General features: G+C 40.5%; 17 protein-coding genes. 5 read left to right on the forward strand and 12 right to left on the reverse strand.

All coding sequences use genetic code 11. The features are described 5' to 3' along the window. Positions 1 to 282: 282 nt before the first annotated feature. Positions 283 to 2,745, reverse strand: a complete 2,463-nt coding sequence (gene topA, locus Q0954_RS26055) for a type I DNA topoisomerase (RefSeq protein WP_299462034.1) — start codon at positions 2,743 to 2,745, stop codon at positions 283 to 285. Positions 2,746 to 3,392: 647 nt separating this feature from the next. Between topA and dnaN the strand changes: the two genes are divergently transcribed. The 5 genes from dnaN (at position 3,393) to Q0954_RS26080 (ending at position 11,363) form a co-directional block, all read left to right on the forward strand. Further along, the gene (gene dnaN, locus Q0954_RS26060) at positions 3,393 to 4,523 is read left to right on the forward strand and encodes a DNA polymerase III subunit beta (protein ID WP_299462037.1); all 1,131 of its coding nucleotides are present in this window, start codon (positions 3,393 to 3,395) and stop codon (positions 4,521 to 4,523) included. A gap of 311 nt (positions 4,524 to 4,834) precedes the next feature. Further along, on the forward strand, positions 4,835 to 6,577 hold the full coding sequence (locus Q0954_RS26065) for a hypothetical protein (protein ID WP_299462039.1): 1,743 nt from the start codon (positions 4,835 to 4,837) through the stop codon (positions 6,575 to 6,577). A gap of 865 nt (positions 6,578 to 7,442) precedes the next feature. Next, entirely contained in the window at positions 7,443 to 9,827 is a 2,385-nt protein-coding gene (locus tag Q0954_RS26070; protein WP_299462041.1) for a hypothetical protein, read from the forward strand. Positions 9,828 to 9,967: 140 nt separating this feature from the next. Then, positions 9,968 to 11,017 (forward strand): hypothetical protein, encoded by a 1,050-nt coding sequence (locus Q0954_RS26075; RefSeq protein WP_299462044.1) that lies wholly within the window; start codon positions 9,968 to 9,970, stop codon positions 11,015 to 11,017. Positions 11,018 to 11,021: 4 nt separating this feature from the next. Continuing rightward, a complete protein-coding gene (locus Q0954_RS26080) occupies positions 11,022 to 11,363 on the forward strand; it encodes a hypothetical protein (protein WP_299462047.1) in 342 nt (113 codons plus the stop codon). Between the two features lie 167 nt (positions 11,364 to 11,530). On the opposite strand, the gene Q0954_RS26085 is transcribed toward Q0954_RS26080, so the two are convergent. The 11 genes from Q0954_RS26085 to Q0954_RS26135 all read right to left on the reverse strand — a co-directional run bounded on the left by Q0954_RS26085 (position 11,531) and on the right by Q0954_RS26135 (position 20,150). After that, a complete protein-coding gene (locus tag Q0954_RS26085) occupies positions 11,531 to 11,710 on the reverse strand; it encodes a hypothetical protein (protein ID WP_299462049.1) in 180 nt (59 codons plus the stop codon). Then, on the reverse strand, positions 11,707 to 11,865 hold the full coding sequence (locus Q0954_RS26090; RefSeq protein ID WP_299462052.1) for a hypothetical protein: 159 nt from the start codon (positions 11,863 to 11,865) through the stop codon (positions 11,707 to 11,709). Before Q0954_RS26090 ends, Q0954_RS26085 begins: the two co-directional genes overlap by 4 nt. A 119-nt stretch (positions 11,866 to 11,984) precedes the next feature. After that, positions 11,985 to 12,293 (reverse strand): hypothetical protein, encoded by a 309-nt coding sequence (locus tag Q0954_RS26095; RefSeq protein WP_299462055.1) that lies wholly within the window; start codon positions 12,291 to 12,293, stop codon positions 11,985 to 11,987. 125 nt (positions 12,294 to 12,418) lie between these two features. Further along, entirely contained in the window at positions 12,419 to 13,345 is a 927-nt protein-coding gene (locus Q0954_RS26100) for a hypothetical protein (protein ID WP_299462058.1), read from the reverse strand. 13 nt (positions 13,346 to 13,358) lie between these two features. After that, entirely contained in the window at positions 13,359 to 14,291 is a 933-nt protein-coding gene (locus tag Q0954_RS26105) for a polymorphic toxin-type HINT domain-containing protein (protein WP_299462061.1), read from the reverse strand. 167 nt (positions 14,292 to 14,458) lie between these two features. Beyond that, positions 14,459 to 15,361: a hypothetical protein gene (locus tag Q0954_RS26110; RefSeq protein WP_299462064.1), complete on the reverse strand. Its 903-nt coding sequence runs from the start codon at positions 15,359 to 15,361 to the stop codon at positions 14,459 to 14,461. 9 nt (positions 15,362 to 15,370) lie between these two features. After that, entirely contained in the window at positions 15,371 to 15,964 is a 594-nt protein-coding gene (locus Q0954_RS26115; RefSeq protein WP_299462067.1) for a hypothetical protein, read from the reverse strand. A 66-nt stretch (positions 15,965 to 16,030) separates the two neighbouring features. Continuing rightward, a complete protein-coding gene (locus tag Q0954_RS26120) occupies positions 16,031 to 17,044 on the reverse strand; it encodes a polymorphic toxin-type HINT domain-containing protein (RefSeq protein WP_299462070.1) in 1,014 nt (337 codons plus the stop codon). Between the two features lie 86 nt (positions 17,045 to 17,130). Further along, positions 17,131 to 17,619, reverse strand: a complete 489-nt coding sequence (locus tag Q0954_RS26125) for a hypothetical protein (protein WP_299462073.1) — start codon at positions 17,617 to 17,619, stop codon at positions 17,131 to 17,133. 18 nt (positions 17,620 to 17,637) lie between these two features. Continuing rightward, positions 17,638 to 19,446: a Hint domain-containing protein gene (locus tag Q0954_RS26130; protein ID WP_299462076.1), complete on the reverse strand. Its 1,809-nt coding sequence runs from the start codon at positions 19,444 to 19,446 to the stop codon at positions 17,638 to 17,640. A gap of 305 nt (positions 19,447 to 19,751) precedes the next feature. Then, positions 19,752 to 20,150, reverse strand: coding sequence for a hypothetical protein (locus Q0954_RS26135; RefSeq protein ID WP_299462079.1), 399 nt, complete (start codon positions 20,148 to 20,150; stop codon positions 19,752 to 19,754). Positions 20,151 to 20,754: the final 604 nt, after the last annotated feature.

Genomic DNA, 20,754 nt, shown 5'->3' on the forward strand with positions numbered 1-20,754 from the left:
AATTAGCTAAAGCAGAGCTCCCTTCGGTTGGTTCGTAATTGATTCACTCGTAATTCGTAATTAAACCATTCGTAATTAAAAAGCCTCGCTTGGCGAACATTCGTAATTAGCTAAAGCAGAGCTCCCTTCGGTTGGTTCGTAATTGATTCACTCGTAATTCGTAATTAAACCATTCGTAATTTGTAATTGACTCTTTTTAAAACAAGGTGCATAAAAAAACCTCCCCATTTTCCATAAAGATAAACGGGGAGGTTTTTTTTATTGACTTGCTGAGTAAAAAACTTAACTACCTTTTTTCTTAGGCGCTGTTTTCTTTTTAGCCGCAGGCTTTTTCTTGGCAGCCGGCTTCTTTTTGGTCGTTGTTTTTTTGGCAGTAGTCGTTGTCGTCTTCTTAGGGGCAGTCGCTCCTTTCTTTTTCTTGTCGGGGGTTTTCTCGGCAAGCTCCAGACACTCGGCAAGCGTAAGCTCCTTGGGGTCTTTGTCTTTGGGTATTTTTACATTCTTTTTACCCACCTTTATATAAGGTCCATAACGCCCATTGAGCACTTGTACATCGGGGTCTTCGTCAAACGACTTGATAAACTTTTCGGCATCAGCCTTTCTTTTGGCCAAAATCAACTCAATGGCACGCTCGCCTTCTATAGTATAGGGGTCATCTTCTTTCCCCAACGACACAAACTTGCTGTCGTGACGCACATAAGGACCAAAACGCCCAATGTTTACCTGCATGACTTTGCCTTCAAACTCGCCCAGGTTGCGTGGCAACTTAAACAACTCCAGGGCTTCTTCCAGGGTAACCGTCTCCAGTCGTTGGTCTTTGCGCAAGCTACTGCGTTGCTTGTCTTCATCTTCGTTGTCGCCTACTTGTACATAAGCTCCGTAGCGCCCAAAAATCACCCATACCTCTTTGCCATTTTTGGGGTGTTCGCCCAACAGCCTCTGCTTGCCCAAAGTGGTCGAGTCAATGTCGGCACTCTTTTCTACTTTTTTGTGAAAACCTCCATAAAAGCCTTCAATCATTTTTACCCACTCTTGCTTGCCCTGAGAAATCTCATCAAATTGTTTCTCCACATTGGCCGTAAATGAGTAGTCCATGATGCTGTCGAAATGCTCGGTCAGAAAATCGTTAACCAATATACCTACATCAGTAGGAAACATCTTCCCTTTTTCGGCTCCGGTAGTTTCTGTTTTGGTTTTATCCGTAATTTTATCGCTTTTCAGCTGCAAAAACTGATACGCTCTTTGTTTGCCTTCGCGTTCGCTTTTATCTACATAGCCTCGTTTTTGGATGGTAGAAATTGTAGGCGCATAAGTAGACGGACGTCCAATGCCCATTTCTTCTAGTTTTTTTACTAAACTGGCTTCTGTATAACGGGGCGGATGCTTGGTAAAACGCTCCGTTGCCGACATTTGATCAAGGTTGAGCAACTGCCCCACGGTCAAAGGAGGCAACATGCCCTTGGTAAGCGCATTTTCTTCTTCGTCGTCGTCATCGTTGTCGGTAGACTCTATGTATACCTTCAAAAAACCATCAAACGTAATGATCTCCCCTTTGGCCTGTAAGTCGGGAACTTGGGCAGGCGGGTTAGCCGTTTGATTGTACACTACCGGGTCTATGCCTATAGTGGCTGTAGTACGCTCTAGTTGGGCATCAGCCATCTGCGAGGCAATGGCACGTTTCCAGATCAACTCATACAGTTTTTCCTCATCGCGGTTATTGCCCGCGCTTTGGGTGTCAAAGCTGGTAGGGCGAATGGCTTCGTGTGCTTCCTGAGCACTTGCCGACTTGGTTTTGTATTTTCTTTCTTTGAAGTATTGCGTGCCATAGTTATTTTCTATGGAGCTTTTGGCGGCTTGAATAGCGTCGTCCGACAAATTGGTGGAGTCGGTACGCATATAGGTAATCCTACCTGCTTCGTAGAGCTTTTGGGCAAGGCTCATCGTGCGCGATACCGAATAGCGTAGCTTGCGACTAGCCTCTTGCTGCAAGGTAGAGGTGGTAAAGGGGGGCGCGGGCGATTTTTTACCGGGTTTTTTCTCCAGTTTTTTTATCTCATAAATAGCTCCTACGCATTTCTCTAAAAACTCACGCGCACTTTCCTGATTAGGTAGTTTTTTGGGCAATTCTGCCACCAACGTTTTACCACCTTCGAGGGCAAATTCGGCGACCAGTTTAAATGAGGAGGAAGGTACAAATTTTTCTATTTCGCGCTCCCGGTCTACCACTATGCGCACTGCCACCGATTGCACCCTGCCGGCAGACAAGCCTCCTTTGATCTTTTTCCAAAGAATGGGAGACAACTCAAAACCTACCAGCCTGTCGAGAATACGGCGGGCTTGCTGGGCATTTACCAGGTCTATGTCTATAGTGCGGGGCGATTGTATGGCGGTGGTAATGGCTTTTTTGGTGATCTCACGAAAAACAATTCGTTTGGTGTTGGCTTCTGTTAGTTCCAGGGCTTGTTGCAAGTGCCACGAAATGGCTTCCCCCTCACGGTCATCATCCGTTGCCAGCCAAACAGTCTCAGCTTCTTTAGCGAGCTTTTTCAACTCTGCGATCACTTGTTTTTTATCGCTCGAAATAACATAAGTAGGTTTAAAACCATTGGCAATGTCTATAGCGTCTTTTTTGGGCAAGTCGCGCACGTGCCCAAAGCTGGACTTTACGCTGTAGTCTTTACCCAGGTATCCTTCTATTGTTTTTGCCTTCGCAGGAGACTCTACTATAACTAAGTTTTTTGGCATAATTCAGTACTCGTGATTATTGGTTGCTCGCAAATATGAGTTATTTTTAAGTAAAAACACAAATAGTGAAGCGAACTTAAACAGAATTTAAAATTAGATTAGGTGCTATACCAAGGTTGTCAAAGTCAAAATCTTACACAATGATTTGTCAGAGCCTTGTAAATAACTACTATCGTAAAAAACGACAAAAGGTTTTATCATACCAGCAAAAAGCCTCTTTATTGCCATTGATCGATGAGTTTTGTTGCATCCATACTACAACAAAATTTGAACGATTGCAACTTAACTTGCCTTTGTCTTATTTTGTTTGTTACAATTCAGCTATTTTTCTCCACAAATCTTACACCTATTTTTTTAAGAATCCTACCCAACACAAAGATTCCAGCCTCTATTTTTTAAAAAAACCATACGTCACTTCCAATGAAATAAACCTCAGCAAAAAACTGGTAAAAAAGTCAGATTTTTTGTATATTTGTTAGCTGTTAAGCGCTTGCTTAAACTTTATATCTGAAGTTAAAAAAGTACTTTTTTTAGGCCTGATCATTCATTTTAAACAAGCTCTTAACCGGGTGTACACCCAAAAATTTATATTCCAGGCAATTACGTATTAAAGTAAGCCTTATACTTTAAATAAACGATATAAAATTATGAAGTTTAGCGTCTCTTCTGCATTATTACAACGACAATTATCTGCCATCAGTGGGGTGATCATGTCTAGCCCTGTAGTACCTATTTTAGAAAACTTTTTGTTTGTTTTAGAAGATGGAAAACTCATTGCAAGTGCCTCTGACCTGCAAACATCTATTACTACCGAGATTGAGGTAGATACTCAGGATACAGGGAGCGTAGCAGTGCCCGCCAAAATACTGCTTGACACCCTTAAGAGCCTACCTGAGCAACCTGTCACTTTTAGCATTGACGAAGAGCACAAAAGCGTAGAGATTACCTCTAACACCGGACATTATAAACTAGCAGGAGAAAACGCAGACGAGTTTCCAAAAATAGCCCAAGCCGACAGCAAACTCAACATTGCCATGTCGTCTGATATTTTAGGCAAAGCCATTGGCAATACCATCTTTGCTACCAGCAACGACGAGTTGCGTCCGGCGATGACAGGTATTTATATTCAATTCAAAGAAGATCACACCCTGTTTGTTGCCACCGATGGTCACCGCCTTATTCGTTATAAACGCGAAGATGTGGTAGGTGGAGGTGACCCCATGACAATGATTATTCCTAAAAAATCTTTGGGTTTGTTACGCTCTACCCTCCCCAACGACCCCGTAGAGGTACACGCTGAATTCAGCGATTCCAATGCTTTCTTTAGCTTTGACGACATCAAGATGGTTTGCCGTTTGATCGATGAGCGTTTCCCCGATTATGAAAACGCCATTCCGACCGACAACCCCAATGTATTGACTATAGATAGGGTAAGTTTGTTGAACTCGCTCAAGCGTTTGGCCATTTATGCCAATAAAAGCACCAACCAAATTCGCCTGAAAATGACGGCAGCAGGTACCTTGCAAATATTTGCCGAAGATTTAGATTTCTCAAATGAGGCAAACGAAGCGCTCGCCTGTGAGTATCAGGGCGATGACCTTGAGATTGGTTTCAATGCCAAGTTTGTGATAGAAATGTTGAGTAACATTACTGCCAAGGAGATCAAAATAGAAATGTCTACTCCAAACAAAGCCGGGATTTTGAAACCCACCGAAAAAATAGACAACGGCGATATTTTAATGTTGGTAATGCCTGTTATGCTGAATACTTACGCTTAAAACATACTTGACAGTTTTTCAAAAAAAACTGGTATAAGTTTTATACATCTACTGCCTGCCCACTTAATTGAGGGCAGGCTTTTTTATGTTCTTTGGAGCCACACAAACGAACACAGTAATTGATTGCCAATATAATAACCAATGTAAAGTTAAAAAAATGAGCAATGATTGGTTTTTTAGCAAACCCCTCCTTATATTTGTTCTGCTGTCAATGAAGTGCTAAAGGCGTTGTTAGCATTTTTTGTTAAACACGCGGTTGCCTCAAAGTACGCTTACCAATGGTCTTATTTGTTTAAACAATGTTTCGTGCTATGGACACCAGAAAAATATCTAAAAATTTTGTTCCCAATCAGTCTTTTTTTATCCCAGAATCACGCTTGAGAGCAAGTGATCAATTTAAAAGTTCGTTGAAAACACTGGTTGTTCAACAACTCAAAACAGGCAATACCAGTGCAAGCGTATTGCAGTCTATTCAGTTTTTGCACCATACAGGTGACTTTAGCATGTCACCGCAAGAGGTATACACCCTTGCCGAAATGTTGTTTAAAGCAGATAGCCAGGTAACACGTGAAGTGGCGTTTTGTATGGCAAAAAATGCCCCCACTTACGATGCCCCCTACTGGCTCAATGCAGCCCGCCACAGCGAAACCCACCTCAGAGATTTGATCAGGATTTACCGCCAAAAGATACACCAGGCACACCACCACAATGGGGCACAACAGGAGTTTTCTGACTATATGTTTATAGCCCACCCAGCGGTGATAAACTTTGGTTGGGAGCTTGCCGAACGTTATTTAAGGACAAAAGAAGTAAGAGAAATATGGGGCAAACTGATACGCAACCGAAAGGAAAACGCGTGGCAACTGCTCCAGCTCAATATACAGGCACCCAGCGCTGTGCAATGGTTTGTGGCAAGCCATAACAACCAAATGGCGCATTTATATACTTATTCGCCCGAAAAAATTGCTTTTATAATCAAAAAAGGGGCTCCTCCTGTGCGCCACCTATTGCTTGGTCAGATCACCCAATCGTTTGAGTGCAACCCTTTGATGTTTTTGTGTCTGGTGAGTAACCTTGCCCACCAACAGCGTACCCAATTATTGTACAAATGCCTGCCTCAGTTTGCCCAACAAACACTGTCTATAGACGAGGGCTTTTTGGCACATACTATTCAAAGGCTGGGAGAAAGTGCCTGGGGGCTTAAGGCTTTGCTAACTATTGTGGCACACGCTCAGGTTACCCAAGCAGAAACAGACCAGGTGGTAGGATTGATGCTCGAAGAAGCACATTCGGCACAAGTGCTTATGCAGTGCCTGGCTGCGCTACTGGACACTAAAAATAAGGCACTTTTTGTAAAAGCGCTCGGTCAAAACCCTGACAAACTATTGGCATATAGCCAATACATTCCTCAGCAGACCTGGGTAGACCTATTGCGCCAAATGCCTGCTACCTACCTGCCTGATATCAAGCAAGTCTTTGCTCAGGCAATGCCCACTTTAGGAGATGAAATACTCAATATTACAGCACCGCTTTTTGAAGATACGCTCATTGATTGGCTGGAATGCCATCAAGCAAAAATACAAGCACCTTTAGACGCCCCAAAATTACTGTATAAAATATGTATACACCCGCTACCCAAAGTACGCCAATGGGGGCATATCCAAGCCCTTAGGCAAGGTCTAAAAGCCGATTTTGCGTTGAAACTGCTCGAGTCTGGTTTACCTGAAACAGTCAACTTTGCCAAAACATATTTTGATAGTATCACCATAGAAGACAGTCATTTTGTAGATAATTTATTGACCTTGTGCGATAGCCCAATAACAACTACCCGCAACTATGGCTTGGCTTTGTTGCAAAAAATAGAGGTAAACTCTACCAAAGAAGCATTGCTGCTGGCTTACCTGACAGAACACGCCGATGCAAAAATACAAACAGGCGTAGCCCAAAAACTTTTACAAACATCGCCATCACTCAGCCAGGCCCCTTTTGTTAAAAAAAATGACCAGGCAGCATTGTGTCGTAAAATTTCTACAAGGTGGCCCGTGAAAATGTGAAAAAATGCTGCAGGCAGCATACTCAGGAAATATACATGCCTTGGTAGAGCTGGCAAAAATGGGTACCCAATTTAGATTAAATTGCTCCTTTTTAATTGATTTCCTAATCCTTTGGGGCTTGCATCATAAGTACTTTACCCAGCTTTTAATGGGTACCTACCATCATCGCTTCAACTCGTGTCTCCATAAGCTGATCGAAACCTTCAAAAATAATGTTCCCAGACGCTGTGATGAGGCGAGAGACACAAACCAAGGCGAAGATTAAAATACTTAATTTATTCTATAATCCCTTTGGGTGTGGTATGATAAGTACAACCCCAAAGGGATTTTTGTATAAGCAGCCAAAATTGCCCCTAAAAATAATGACCACTTTATATCTGGTGCGTAGACAAAAGATATTTCTGTTTTTGTTTGTAAGAATCTCACAGCAATTGTTTATTGCATTATGGTGTACAAACTTATCACTATGTGACGCTATCAGTATTTGATGTGACCACCACATTTAGTAACATGTTCAAAATAGGCTAATGGCAGCGCAACCGAAGCTACAGCTTTACTGTGCTGAACTTAACGCAGTTAATTCGGCTATTTTTCAACAAAGCATGACCATCAGGTTTACAGTCAAACCAGACAGGGACAGTTATTGTTGAGGGCTATGCCCAAAATCCCATTTACGGGGCGAACCTGTCACTTAAATAACACTTGCTCTAGGGTGGCATCTGCTATTTGCCCACAGGCTGACACAGCGTACACTGCATAACTATATCAAAATTAAACATAACGAATGAACAGGCATAGCCAGTTGCTTTTAAGCAACTTACACTCATTCGTAACTTGTAATCTATAAACTCAAGCCACCATCATTATGGATATTCTCAAAGTGTTGAACCTGGCCGATGCAGAATTCATTAAAAAACTGAATCTAAGCCCCATTTTTTCGCAAAAAGAACTCAAAGCTTCTGACGCTATCAAAGAACCTATTACTTATGCACTTGCTCCTTTCAATATCGACACGCAAGAGTTCTCTCCTCTTACTTTGGTTACCAGTATGAACCTCCAGCACGAGATTCAACTGTTTAACAACCTGACTGAAGATAAAGATGAGGACGGTATTGTAGGGACAAAGGATTTGGTAAAGTTTGACCCCAACACCCCCTTGCTTAAGTATAGTATAAACATTCAGGCAAATGCCGGAACCAGTACGGAGGTTCAGGGCTTGAGCGTAGGGATAAAAACAGGTACTCAGATCAAGCACTGCGCTTACCTCAAACACCAACCCAATGCTACTGTAGAAGAGGCTATTTTAAAAGATGTGGCAAGCATGCCTTTTATTTTCTCGCTCGATAGAGTGAAAAAACTGCAACCGGGCGAAGCATTGAGCTTTGAAGCTTACGGAGATTTTGGGGTAGATTTAAGCTTTAATCTTGCCGATTTGCTCATTGCGGGGGCTTCGGCTTTGCAAAAATACCTGGGCAACAATGAAGTGCTCAATTTAGACGTCCAAACGGATGGCAAAATGGGGGTGAAATTCAGCGTAAAAGACAGTTTTCAGTTGGTGTTTGCCAAAACCAACGAGGGCAAGTACCATGTGTTGGTAAAAAAAGCAAAAACTACCAACAACTCGCGCACACTAGGGTTCAATGTACAGTTGTCGTTTAAAAACCCTGGAAAAATCACCGAGCTGATCAACTCCAAAATAGCCCAGCTCATGACCGCTGCTACCAACCTGGCACCCGACCAACTCAAAACAGTAGAAAGCAAACTCCAAAGCATAGCCGATGGTTCGGTACCTTTTGATCAGCTCGGCGAACTGGAAAAACTCGCTATTCAGGCACTGGCAAAACGCTTGAATATACCCCATATAGTAGAAGATGCGCTCAACAAAAGTCACGAATTGCTGAATAAACTAGCGACAGTAAAAAATAACTTGCAAGAAGACATTACCAAGTTGGCGAGCCAGAAGTTTAAGGCGGGTTTTACCTACGACTACTCCTACATTTCTACCAAAGAGGTGTTGATAGAAGCCCTCATCAATGACACTGCCCTGGCAGAGTCGCACAAAGGTTTGATACTCATGAGCACTCAGGGGCTGGTGGCAGCTTCGGCCAATAAAGACAATGTGCAAATACTTAATTATGTAAACTCAGAGTCGGTAGAAAGAAACAAAAGCTGGGGTTTTGCCCTGGGGGTGGGTAATTTCAAAATAGGTGGCAGCGACAAGAGCACGTTTGCCAAGAAGGTAACCACTCGCCTCAACCACGGGAAGGAAGAAGAGTTTGTAGTGTACCGTGGTGTAAGAGGCTATAACGAATATGGCAGCCTGGGCGGGTACAACCAGAGTTGGTGGGGAGGCATGGATGCCCAAACGCCCCAACCTGCCGCCAACCCTACGGTAGATTTGTTTGACTATAGCCTGCACGTAGAGTATAATCATACCGAAAAAAAACTTAAGGCTAAAGAACGCGACACAGTAGCAGAGTTGTTGAACCTGGCAGGTACCTGGGGCATTATAAACAATGACCAGCTCGACGCCCAAACTACGCAATTGCTCCATCAACTTACGGCAAAAGGAGATGCTACCAATGTGCAATTTAACTTTGACCTGATGATTCCCCCAACGGCTTTTAGCGACATGAGGGCTACCTGGCTCTATTTGTTACAACAACGCCCTGAGGTACACCTTCAGGTGTTGGCCAATGCTTTTGCCAGTGTAATGCCTTATTCTCCTGACTATACTTACCGTAAAGACCAACGCCTAAAGGTACAAGCTTACGGCAGTTTATGGAAACTGTACTTTGACAATGAAGGGTTTGGCAATGGGCAACATGCTGACTTTAGGTCGTATGCCAAAACTGCCGAAGCTACGCTTAAGAAAGTAGACAATGCCCTGGCAGCAGCAGAGGGGCGTTATGCCGAGAGCCTGGTGGGAGACAATAGGTGGTTTGGTGGTATTATAAGAATGAACCCTGACTGTGGCAAGCAAATGAATATACTGGTGACTGGAATGCGAAGCTTGCTGGAAAATATTCAGGCAAAATCAGTTAATTATGACCAAACTATTTCCAGGGCATTCCGAAAGATTACCCAAGGTTTTAGCCAGTCTTTTTATACCAAAGCACTCGCCCCTTATTTTATAAGTATGGCCAATAATAATCCCGTAATTTTGAATGATATGAAGGCAGCCCTCACCATTACATTTACCGACGGCGAGCAAAAAAATCAGACCTTGTTGATTCAAATGAAACCTTGATGAAGTAGTCAACTTATATACAAAACCTGAAAATAATTCCCTTGTTTTCAGGTTTTTTTCAAACTTAATACTAAATTATTTTTGCATTTTCAAAATTTAATAAATTCATTACTTTTAAGCCAAAACGATAAAAAAATCTGATGATAATCATTCCAGAATATGTGGCTATGCTCCGGGCGAATCCTTCTGATAAAACCCTGTTAAATAAAATTAAGTTTCAACTGATTGACGCCGAAAAACATAGTTGGGAAGGCAACAAAGACCAACACGCAGGCTTCCGCCAGGAAGTAACCCGCCAATTATACCAGCACTTTTCGAACGATGACCGTGCCCTGATCATCACCCTGCTACAAGAAGAAATTAAGAATTGTCATTTTTTGAAAAACAGCAACGACAACCTTTGCCGCTTGTTGTTTATGTTGTATACCTTAAAAAATGCCGAAGATTTACCCCTGATGTACGACGCCAAATTTAAACTGGGCTACAACGCCACACTTAATATAGACATCAACCTGTTGTTTGGCTTGGGCAATGAGGTGATTTTAGCACATGACGAGTCGCTGCAGCGCTACCTCGACTACAATGAAATATTGGAAGCTGAGGTTTTTTATCAACAGCAAAAGAGCTACTGGGACAAAGACCTTCAGGAGAAACCTGTGCCTGAGAAAATGTCGCCTGTGCAAGAAGAAGAGGACGAACAACTGCGCTTCTTTTTTGATAAGGGGGATGTACTTACTTTTAAATTTTCTGACCAAAAAATGGGAGGCTTGGTAGTCGCTGAGCGCTTCGAAACTTTCGACGATGCTGACTACATTGTATACCCCACCAACTTTCATGAAGCTACTCTCCAACCTCCGCTGGAAAACTTACATATCTATGGCAGACGGATCAAATCGCTTAACATGGGCAACCCTTTCGAGCAATCTATTAAAACGGCAGAAGATGGCAACTCTTTAGAAAAAAGTCATAAAACCATGTTGGTGAGCATTACTATAGCACACTCGGTACTGGCACATTTTCAAGCCAGGCTCACCCCCATTGCGTCGTTGCCCCAGGTAGTATACAAAGGCACCCACCACCTGGCACGGGTTACCAGTTGGGCAGAACTGGAAATGCACCTCAACAACTTGGTGCAGGGCAACTACCCTACCTTTGAGGTAGTAAATATCGACGGTTTTTTACAAGATTAAAAAAATGCGCCAAAAGGTAATCTTTTTATTGTTAACAGGTGGGCTGTTTGCTTGTGAATGTCTGGAGACAACCCAAGGCATAGTGCTTGACTATGCCTCTAAAACGCCCTTGGCAAAAGTACACATCTACCCTGTAAGGCGCACACAACGGGCGCGCCTCACTGATAGTTCAGGCAGGTTTGAAATAAGCTTTGTTTCAGGTTTTTTTGAAAAAAACGGTTGCAAAAAAACAATGACGCTGGTCTTGTCGAAACCGGGGTATGACTCGCTTCGGATAACCCTTAAAAATCAACGTCCAGGAGCTTCGCCCGATACGCTTTTCCTGCGCGGCAGCCAAGACGACTAAAAAGCGCCGCTTATGTTGCCAGGTAGAAGCAAGCTTTGCCTACGCCAAACATCGCCACTTGGTTCCTTCAACTGGTGAGTTGCTTCTTTCTTTTTCTAATTTGAGAATGACGCTGCTTACTGACTTGCTGTTGAACGAAACCTGGGTTATATTGGCCATATAAGGCTTTAAGCCAGCACCCCAAACAATTTTTTCATGGCATCTTTAAACGACGCATCATACGAAAACTTGTTCAAGTTATATATGCCTTGTTTTTTGTCTTTTTTGGTTTCACTCAAAAAGTGGATGGTTTCGCCTCCGTCTAAGAAACTAAACCTAAAAGTAAGCCCAGTAGGTTTAAAGCTCACCCGGTTGTTTTTGGGTACTGCATAAGCACCACCAACCACTCCTTTTCTTCCAACGAGGCTCCATTGTTTTGGAACACTAAGGTAGATTTAGTCATAAAAGCATACGCTTGTACATCCTTAGGCACGCTTAACTTCTTTCTAAATAATAGCCTCAATAGTTTTGCGTTCCCCGTAAGCCAAGGTAGACAGCCTGTCTTATACTACAATGTTATCAATGCGTACCTGGGCGGAACGGGGAGGTGGCGGGTTTTTCGGGCAAGGAGCTGGCGATGGTTCAGCAAGGTGAGTTGATCCCCTTTTTTGAGATCGCTTGCGGATATCCACTTACCATTGACAAGGGGTGTTCAGGTGTTACCCACAAAGTATCGGCAATGGTGTATACTCCGATCAGAGTAGAGGATTGTTTGATGATGGTGTGGGTGACTCTGCCCAACGCTTCTTGCTTGGTAATGGCATCAAAGGCTCTTACCGTGTCTTCAGGCAGTACATCCTCAATGTTTTTCTGGTGGTAGCCACGTAGCCATACTTTGGTGCCTGCTACAAAACAAGCGGTTTTGGCAAAACGTACGTTGTTGTTGCGCACCAGGGTATACTTGTATTCCTGGGGTTTGCCCGCCAGTTGGAGATTGGCCGCCCAATTGCCTACCAGGGTAGCCTAACCTTGTAGGAGTTGTGTTTGATAATCACATACAAGAATGTTTGCATCAGCTAAGATATTTCATTATTTTTATGCCAGCTGCCATTTATACTTTGATGATATTTGTACCAAGGCTTGTCAAGATAACGTAAAAAGTATACACACCATCTATTAATAGTCTCTCTCAAAGAAGGGTATTCGCTAATTCCCTGAATATAATTATCAAATTGCTCAGATAAGCTAGAAAAATCTGTAAGTTCAATTTCACCATTTCCCTCGCTCAAAAGCTTTATTTCCCGTTCCTGAAAGGCCTTTTCAAGCTCTATAGCAAACAAGTCAGAATACAAAATCACCTTACCTTTGTGAGAAGATATAGATTTAATCTGTATAATGCTATTGCTAAATAAGCATCTTACTCTGCTAAAAGTAACAAAACGTTCATCTTTTTCTCCTACATCAAAATAAAAATAGACATGGTTGAAATCCCTTTCAGAAGGATAAAATAAATCCCAACAAGGAGCACGTAGTGAAGAATCATAGAACTTTGTTTGTTTATAGCTATCTCCTATTTTATCAGTGAATTGAATATAATCCCCAACAGTTATTAATGTATTATCTTGAAGTTGAATTTGCTCTTTCATTTCTCCTTTAAGTTCACCATCCCAACAAATCTCTTCTTCATCGAAAAGAGCTTTTTCTTCGTCCAACTTGCCAGAATAATCTTCCATCTCTTGCAACAAAGTACCCAGCCCCTCAACTAGGCTCATACTCTTATTTTGTTTATAGGAATAATGATCTAATTGCTCAATCCAAGTGTTATATTCAATATTAATTTGGTGCACTTTATTTAGGTACAAACTAACTCGCTCCTCAAAACCTTTATCATCCTTACCTGATAGGTATCCTTTAATAAAGGAGGTATAGTTGTTTTTATTCCTTTGTGGGAGTTGATAATCTACCCACATCAACTTTTCAATATCTTTCTTATATGAAGTCATATTTTCTATAAAATCAAAAATGAATACCATATGCACCCTTGAATGATCGTCTACCTTTATCTTTCACATATTTCTGATATTTATTAATGGCATCTTGTATTTCTTGAACTTTAGAGGCAGGCAGAGGTTGACTACCTCCTCGAAACTCAACAGCTCCCTTAGCTATCAACTCGTTATCGGCCAGGTAACGTAATTCTGTCATAGAACTACCCGCAAAAAATGGATGTTGAGGGTCATACAGTGCCCTAAAATCATCAATCAGGTCTGTATGATAATATATCTTCCCCCCACAACTATAAGATTTCTTAATGGTTTTTGCTACTGGTTTTAACCATTCATCCATTGGCATTGGCTTTTTTGGATCTGTTGCTTTAATAACATCACTTTGCACGGCTACTTTACCTATCTTAACATATTTTAGCTCTTGAGTAAGCGAGTTAAAATCCTTCATAACCTCTTTGTGACCATCTGAGGCTTCAGTCAAAATATAAAAAGGCTCCCTACACTCATTATTATGCACCAACACCCCCACATTCCCCACGTAATAATTATGGTATTTCGCCACAGTAAAGTTATACACTGTAGCCACCGTGTCTTTTACTACAATGTTATCAATGCGTACCTGGGCGGAGCGGGGCAGGTGGCGGGTTTTACGGGCAAGGAGCTGACGGTGGTTAAGTAGAGCCAGTTGGTCACCTTTTTTGAGATCGCCTGCGGGCACCCACCTTCCATTGACATAAAAAGGATGTTCAGGCGTTACCCACAAGGTATCGGCAACAGTGTATACTCCTATCAGGGTAGAGGATTGTTTGATGATCGTGTGGGTGATTCTGCCCAGCACTTCTTGCTTGGTAATGGCATCAAAAGTTATGACTGTGTCTTCGGGGAGTACATCCTCAATGTTTTTTAGGTGGTAGCCGCGTAGCCATACTTTGGTCCCTGCCACAAAACAAGCGGTTTTGGCAAAACGTACGTTGTTGTTGCGCACCAGGGTATACTTGTATTCCTGGGGTTTGCCCGCCAGTTGGAGATTGGCCGCCCAATTGCCTACCAGGGTAGCCTAATCTTGTAAGAGTTGTGTTTGATAATCACATACAAGGATGTTTGCATCAGCTAAGATATTTCATTATTTTTATGCCAGCTACCATTTATACTTTGATGATATTTATACCACTTTTTATTACTTAATGGCAAGCGTAGGAAAACATCTCTGTTAAAAAGTTCTTGCGCCGTCAATATTCCCATGGAATAATACTGAAACTCCTCAGATACTCTAGCTAGGTCAAGAATTTTCTCCCTATTTTGACTATCCACAATAAATACTTCTTCCTTCTGTAGTGCGTTTTCCATATTTATTTTGAATATGTCTGTATAAACTATTAAACAACCATCATTTATAGAGATTGCTTTAACTTTTGAGATAGTGTCGCTAAACAAGCGTCTCACTCTTCCAAAGTTAGTAATAAAATTATCTTCAGAATCAGCATAGAAATACACTTCTTCAAAATCTTTTTGGGAAGGATATAATAAATCCCAGGAAGGAGCCCGTAAAGAAGCATCATAAAAACGACAAGCTTTGTAATCTTCGCCAATTTTATCTGCTAATTGTATCAGGTCACCAACTTTTACAATGGTTCCGTCTTTTAGCTTTCCTTGCCCTTGCTCTATCCCTTTGTGTTCATCCAGAATAGTAAAATTATCTCTTATTTCTTGGCGTTCGTGTTTAAGCACCCCACGAAAGTGGTCCAGTTCATCTAATACATTAACAAGTCCATCAACAAGGTTAAAGGATTCATTTTGCTTAAAAGCATAATGATCTAATTGCTCAATCCAAGTATTATGTTCAATATTAATTTGATGTACCCTATTTAAGTATAAACTAACCTGCTCTTCAAAATCTTTATCATTCTTACCTAGTAGATATCCTTTAATAAAGGAGATATAGTTATTTTTATTCCTTTGTGGGAGTTGATAATCAGCTACACTTAAGCTTTCAATATCTTTTTGATAAGACATACAGTACTTTTATTTAAAATAAATATTAAATTTTCCCCGAAAAGACCTCTTGTCTGGATCTTTTGCCACAAACTTTTTATATTTGTTAATGGCATCATTCAGATCTTTAGCTTTATTAGCAGGCAATGGATTATACCCTAAACGAAAATGAACAACTCCTTTATCACATAATCCATTATCTATTAGATACCTTAGCTCAGTAATAGAACCTCCCTTATGATTAGGGCTTTTTCGATCATATAATGCCTTAAAGTCAGTGAGCAAATCTAAATGATAATAAATTGTTCCCCCACGGTCATATGATTTTTTTACAGACTTAGCAACTAACGGCAGCCAATCATCTAACTTAGACAATTGCAATAAATCATCCCTTGTTATAAAGCCTCTTAAATAAAAGTCGTGAAAGCTTGTGCTATTCAATGCTTTTGCAAAGTATGGAATATCTGCTTCTCTCGAACCTAAAGATACACTAATAGGAGGGTTGGGTTTGTTCATAAACATTACAAATCTTTGTGCCCTAAAATACATTCTCACCTTGCTTGATTTAGCAAAATCTAACCAAGGCTCATTGCTTTTAAAAAACGCTTTCCTTGCCCAAGTCATAATTTCAAAGAATACTTTTTCACGTGCAGAGTAAACTTTATTTCCTAAAGCGTTTCGAACTTTATCTCACAACGTAGATTTTAATGCATTATTCAAAGCTGTTTTTCGACTATCTTTCCAACTATCTACCATGACTTGTATATCCTTCCAAGTATTATATCCTCCAACCTTCCTTACAACCTCTATATTATCAGCTACCCTCTGAAGTGTTCCAAGATCAGTTTTCAAAGACTTTTCATCTGCAATATACAGCTCCTTCCACCCCTCAACTAAAATCGGGTCACCAAAAACTTTTTTAGCCAGGTTTTTATCCCCCATATCATCTACAAAAACCTTTTCTAGCTTTGTATCCTTCCAGCCTTGCACCTTGATTTTTACTTTGCTTAAATTTTGGTGATTGGCAAATCTATCCCACAAATTATCACAATCATTGTTATGCACCAACACCCCTGCATCCCCCACATAATAATTATGATGTTTAGCCACAGTAAAGTTGTACACTATAGCAACTGTATCTTTTACAACAATGCTATCAACATACAATTCATTGGAACGAGGCAAGTGACGAGTTTTATGGGCAAGGAACTGACTTTGATCCAGTAAGGTTAATTTGTAACCTTTTTTGAGATTGCCAGCTGGTATCCACCTTCCATTGACGTAAAAAGGATGCTCAGGCGTTACCCACAAGGTATCGGCAATGGTGTATACTCCGATCAGGGTAGAGGATTGTTTGATGATGGTGTGGGTGACTCTGCCCAGCACCTCTTGCTTGGTAATGGCATCAAAAGCTCTTACTGTGTCTTCGGGGAGTACGTCTTCGATATTTTTCTGGCTATAGTCATGTAGCCATACTTTAGTGCCTGCCACAAAACAAGCAGTTTTGGCAAAGCGTACGTTGTTGTTGCGCACCAGGGTATACTTGTATTCCTGAGGTTTGCCTGCTAATTTGAGGTTTGCCGCCCAATTCCCCACCAGGGTTTTTTGCCCAGCCTTGTCTATCTCGGCTTGGGGTTTCTCTTTTAAGGCTTTGAAATCACTCATTTTAACGCCCGCTGCTGCCTCTGCCACAATTACGCTCACGCTTCTTTTCGTAGGGCTTGCTTTGCCTTCTACTACTGCATTTCGCCCCCTATTACTTAAACTCTCAACCTGCTTAGAAGGAAGTTTTATGAATCATAAACAGGATATGAGCCTTTGTCTTTCCAATCAAAATAACCATCATTCCAAATTTTTCCATCAAGAATTTTTTTGAGTTCTTTGTATTTAAAAACCTTGCCCAAAAAAGAGAAAAAGCCTAAAACCTGTTGTTCAAACTCCGTAGAGTACGTTGTAAGTTTAAATGGATTTTTTTTAAATAAATAGCCATTATTCCATAGCCAATATTCTAGATTAAATGTAGGTTCAACAAAATCGTTTGCATCATCTTCACTATAGTCTTCTTTTTTCAAATAGACGGATAGCCAGATAGATTCCCCAATATGTAAGTTAATCTCTACACCCCTATTACTCTTTAAAAACTTGTATCCATAACTTTTGATCTCTTGTGAAGATTCAAATGAATCTTCCTGCTCTTGATAGTCCAAGTTTAGTTGGGATATAACTTGTTGCTTTAACATTAGTAATTTAAAAGAATCAACTTTATTAAGCTCTTCCATACTATCTATACTTTAAAATTATTTTCCAAATAGTGTAAATTTCTCCATATCGTAAAAGGCACTTTTATCTGTTAAGCGATTTGGATTACCTATATCAATAACTGTATACCCCTGAGCCTTTAAAGCTTCTGCCCAATCTTTATTTTGTTTAAAAGCTAGTGTTTTCTGGACTTCATCATAAGTTAAAAAACGCCCTAACCTTTGTACTTCTCGATCCATTTGCTTAGTTGCTTGAGAAGTCAAATAAGGTAGTTTATCTTGCTGAATTTTTATGAAGAGTCTTGTATCGTAACCAATTGTACGTAAAGTTTTGGCATAATCTACAACACCATATTGCCTAATCATTTTATTAATATTATTAGGATCTTTTCTCATCTTCCCTCCCATAGATTGTCCAATAACAGCTATTTTATTTTTATTCATATTTCCTATGACCACGTTTTCGGCTTTGATGATAATACCATCGAATTTAAGTTCAAATGCCATGAAAAACTTCTTAGTAAAAAACTTATCACCTGCCTGATTAGCAATAAGTTTAAAATTAACTCGCGGCCCTTTTAAATCTTTGACAGGTATTGCATTATTATCAACAATTCTAACTCTTGGGCTTGATTTAGTTGCTGTGTACTTTACATTGTTTATTGTACCAATAGCATTATCTACAGTCTTTAGGTTATCTATAAATTTTTGTGCGTTTTTATGTCCGTCTAATATTTTACTTAACGCCTCATATCCGCTTTTTCCGCTGTAACTAACCTTAGACTCAATTTTAACAAGTGTTTCAAGATTACCAATTTTTTTCCTTAAATTTGGTTTTTTGGCTAACGCGTCCCAAGCACCCATTTGTATTTTCCCATTGGTTACTTTACCAACTTGTGTACCATCAGCCAAAATTTTACATTCTTGGCCTGATTTCGCCCCAGAAAATTTAAAGTTATTTTTCCCTATTAACTCATCTGCTTTCTTCAGGTTATCAACAAACTTTTGCACGCTTTTATGTCCGCTTAAAACTTCTTCTAAAGCTTCTTTTCCGGCTTTACCATTGTAGTTAAACTTATCTTTAACCTTATTCAGTGTTTCAAGATTAGCGATTTTCTTTCTTAATTGAGGCTTTTTGCTTAGAATTGCCCATCCCTCCACTAGCTTAGGCTCACCAAAAACTTTGTTAGCCAGGTTTTTATCCCCCATATCATCTACAAAAGCTTTTTCCAGCTTTGTATCCTTCCAGCCTTGTACCTTTGCTTTTACCTCATTCATCTTTGGGTAATGGGTAAATTTTGCCCATAAGGTGTCGCAATCTGCATTATGCACCAACACTCCCTCCGCAAAATAATTATGGTGCTTGGCTACCGATATATTGTATACCGTGACGAGGGTGTCTAACCAACGGGTGGAGGTAATAGCAGTACAAGTGCCATTGCTTAATTGCAAATGATTGCCTTGACGCAACTCTGAGGCGGGCACGTATTTTTTGAGTTGGGGCAGATAAAATGGATGCTCAGGCGTGGCATAGAGTGTATCTTGAGCGGTAGCAACTGTTACCAATGCTGAGGCTTGTTTTTGGCTGGTGCCTGTGACTACTTTGAGCACTCGTTTGTTGGCGGTATGGTCATAAGCCCATACAGAGTCTTGGTAAGCCTTCAAGTCTTGGATGGCTTTGTTCCCACCAATGGCATCCAGCTGGGTGCCCGCCACAAAACAGGCTACTTTGGCAAAACGTACCTGCAATATTTGGTTATCAGCATTGTTTCGACTCAGCAAGGTATATAAATAACCTTTTGCTTTTGCCCAATGACCAATCGAGGTTTGTTCTCCTTTTTTGTTCAATGCCTCCTGACTGGCATTGGCAGACAAGCCCTTGAATAGTTGCTTATCCTCATTTTTCTGGGTATACACCACGTTTACCTGCTTTTTGGCAACGCGGGTGAGAGATTTCCACAAAGCATCCGGTACCCCTTCGCGGCTTTGTCTTTTTACTGAGATTAAAGCCAAGTGCAATGACCTGGCGCTCTTAAGTAAATCAATGTTTCGTTTACTTCATAAATGCTCGTAGAAAAAAAGGTGATTTATCGTAGATACTCTCTATTGGAAGACTGTTTTTATTTAAAGTACTCACCAGCTTTATGACACCATCATAACTCTATGATATTTTTCATTTCTCTCAAAATCATGGCCTTGATTTCATCATCTGTGTGTCCTCTTATATAGTCAATGCACTTCTCAACAATTCTATCATTTTTATTATTAGCTTCCTCTGCAATGCTTTGGTATGATTTCTTTTCTGTGTTCCTTTTATTGATAGCTTTTACCAAATATGATAACCCTCCACAAGCATCTGATCCGCTAATAACATCAATAAAGGGACTACCGTATTTTATGCAAATATCCGCTGACTCAACCAGATAACAAGTTAAACCTTCTGGTATTTCCATCCCACTGGATTGAATAATCTCAAAAGCAATTATTCTATTTGCTTCACCTTCGCTTGATAACAGTTTTTTTAGCTTATCAAAGTTGATTTTCTGTATCATATTGTTTTGGTTGATTTATGCTCATATTCCCTTGTTTATTTTTTTTGCTTGTATTTCTTGGGGAACATTGTCAGTTATTTTTAAAAATACCCCCCATTGTTTGTAATTTTGAATTCTGCCAACTGTTAACACCAGACGATCAAAACCCTAAAATAAGCAGCCGTTTTTTAGGCTTGTGGGTAGTTTGATTTAGCTGCACAGAGCTCGTAAGCTCGGTTGTGGAGACACAAATCAGGGTGAAAAATAGTAGGGTAGAGTGTCTTCGGGGAGTACATCCTCAACGTTTTTCTGGTGATAGTTGTTAACCATACTTTGATACCCGCTACAAAGCAGATGGCAGCAATGAACAACCTTTTTAGGAGGGTTCATAAATACAGGCAATGACCTCTTCAAGTAAATAATCTGTATAGATACGGGAAACAAGTACAGGGTTCACATCATTCTCATCAACAAGGGCTTTGTATAAACTAAACATATAGAAAAAACCATAGTTTATTTTATCGAATGGCTCTGTAACTTTTTCTATTCCATCCTACTGTACATGGTATAACCTAATAGTTAAATTATAACAAAAAAATAGAGTGAAAAAGATGTTATATAGTAA

Origin of the sequence: uncultured Microscilla sp. (assembly GCF_947493425.1) — a bacterium.
GTDB lineage: Bacteria > Bacteroidota > Bacteroidia > Cytophagales > Microscillaceae > Microscilla.

Excerpts from the sequence above, each read along its gene's own strand:
- Q0954_RS26110 (WP_299462064.1), bottom strand. The coding sequence starts at position 15,361 with ATGTCTTATCAAAAAGATATTGAAAGCTTAAGTGTAGCTGATTATCAA.
- Q0954_RS26080 (WP_299462047.1), top strand. The coding sequence starts at position 11,022 with ATGCGCCAAAAGGTAATCTTTTTATTGTTAACAGGTGGGCTGTTTGCT.
- Q0954_RS26070 (WP_299462041.1), top strand. The coding sequence starts at position 7,443 with ATGGATATTCTCAAAGTGTTGAACCTGGCCGATGCAGAATTCATTAAA.
- Q0954_RS26135 (WP_299462079.1), bottom strand. The coding sequence starts at position 20,150 with ATGATACAGAAAATCAACTTTGATAAGCTAAAAAAACTGTTATCAAGC.
- topA (WP_299462034.1), bottom strand. The coding sequence starts at position 2,745 with ATGCCAAAAAACTTAGTTATAGTAGAGTCTCCTGCGAAGGCAAAAACA.
- Q0954_RS26125 (WP_299462073.1), bottom strand. The coding sequence starts at position 17,619 with ATGGAAGAGCTTAATAAAGTTGATTCTTTTAAATTACTAATGTTAAAG.
- dnaN (WP_299462037.1), top strand. The coding sequence starts at position 3,393 with ATGAAGTTTAGCGTCTCTTCTGCATTATTACAACGACAATTATCTGCC.
- Q0954_RS26115 (WP_299462067.1), bottom strand. The coding sequence starts at position 15,964 with ATGACTTGGGCAAGGAAAGCGTTTTTTAAAAGCAATGAGCCTTGGTTA.
- Q0954_RS26065 (WP_299462039.1), top strand. The coding sequence starts at position 4,835 with ATGGACACCAGAAAAATATCTAAAAATTTTGTTCCCAATCAGTCTTTT.
- Q0954_RS26100 (WP_299462058.1), bottom strand. The coding sequence starts at position 13,345 with ATGACTTCATATAAGAAAGATATTGAAAAGTTGATGTGGGTAGATTAT.
- Q0954_RS26075 (WP_299462044.1), top strand. The coding sequence starts at position 9,968 with ATGATAATCATTCCAGAATATGTGGCTATGCTCCGGGCGAATCCTTCT.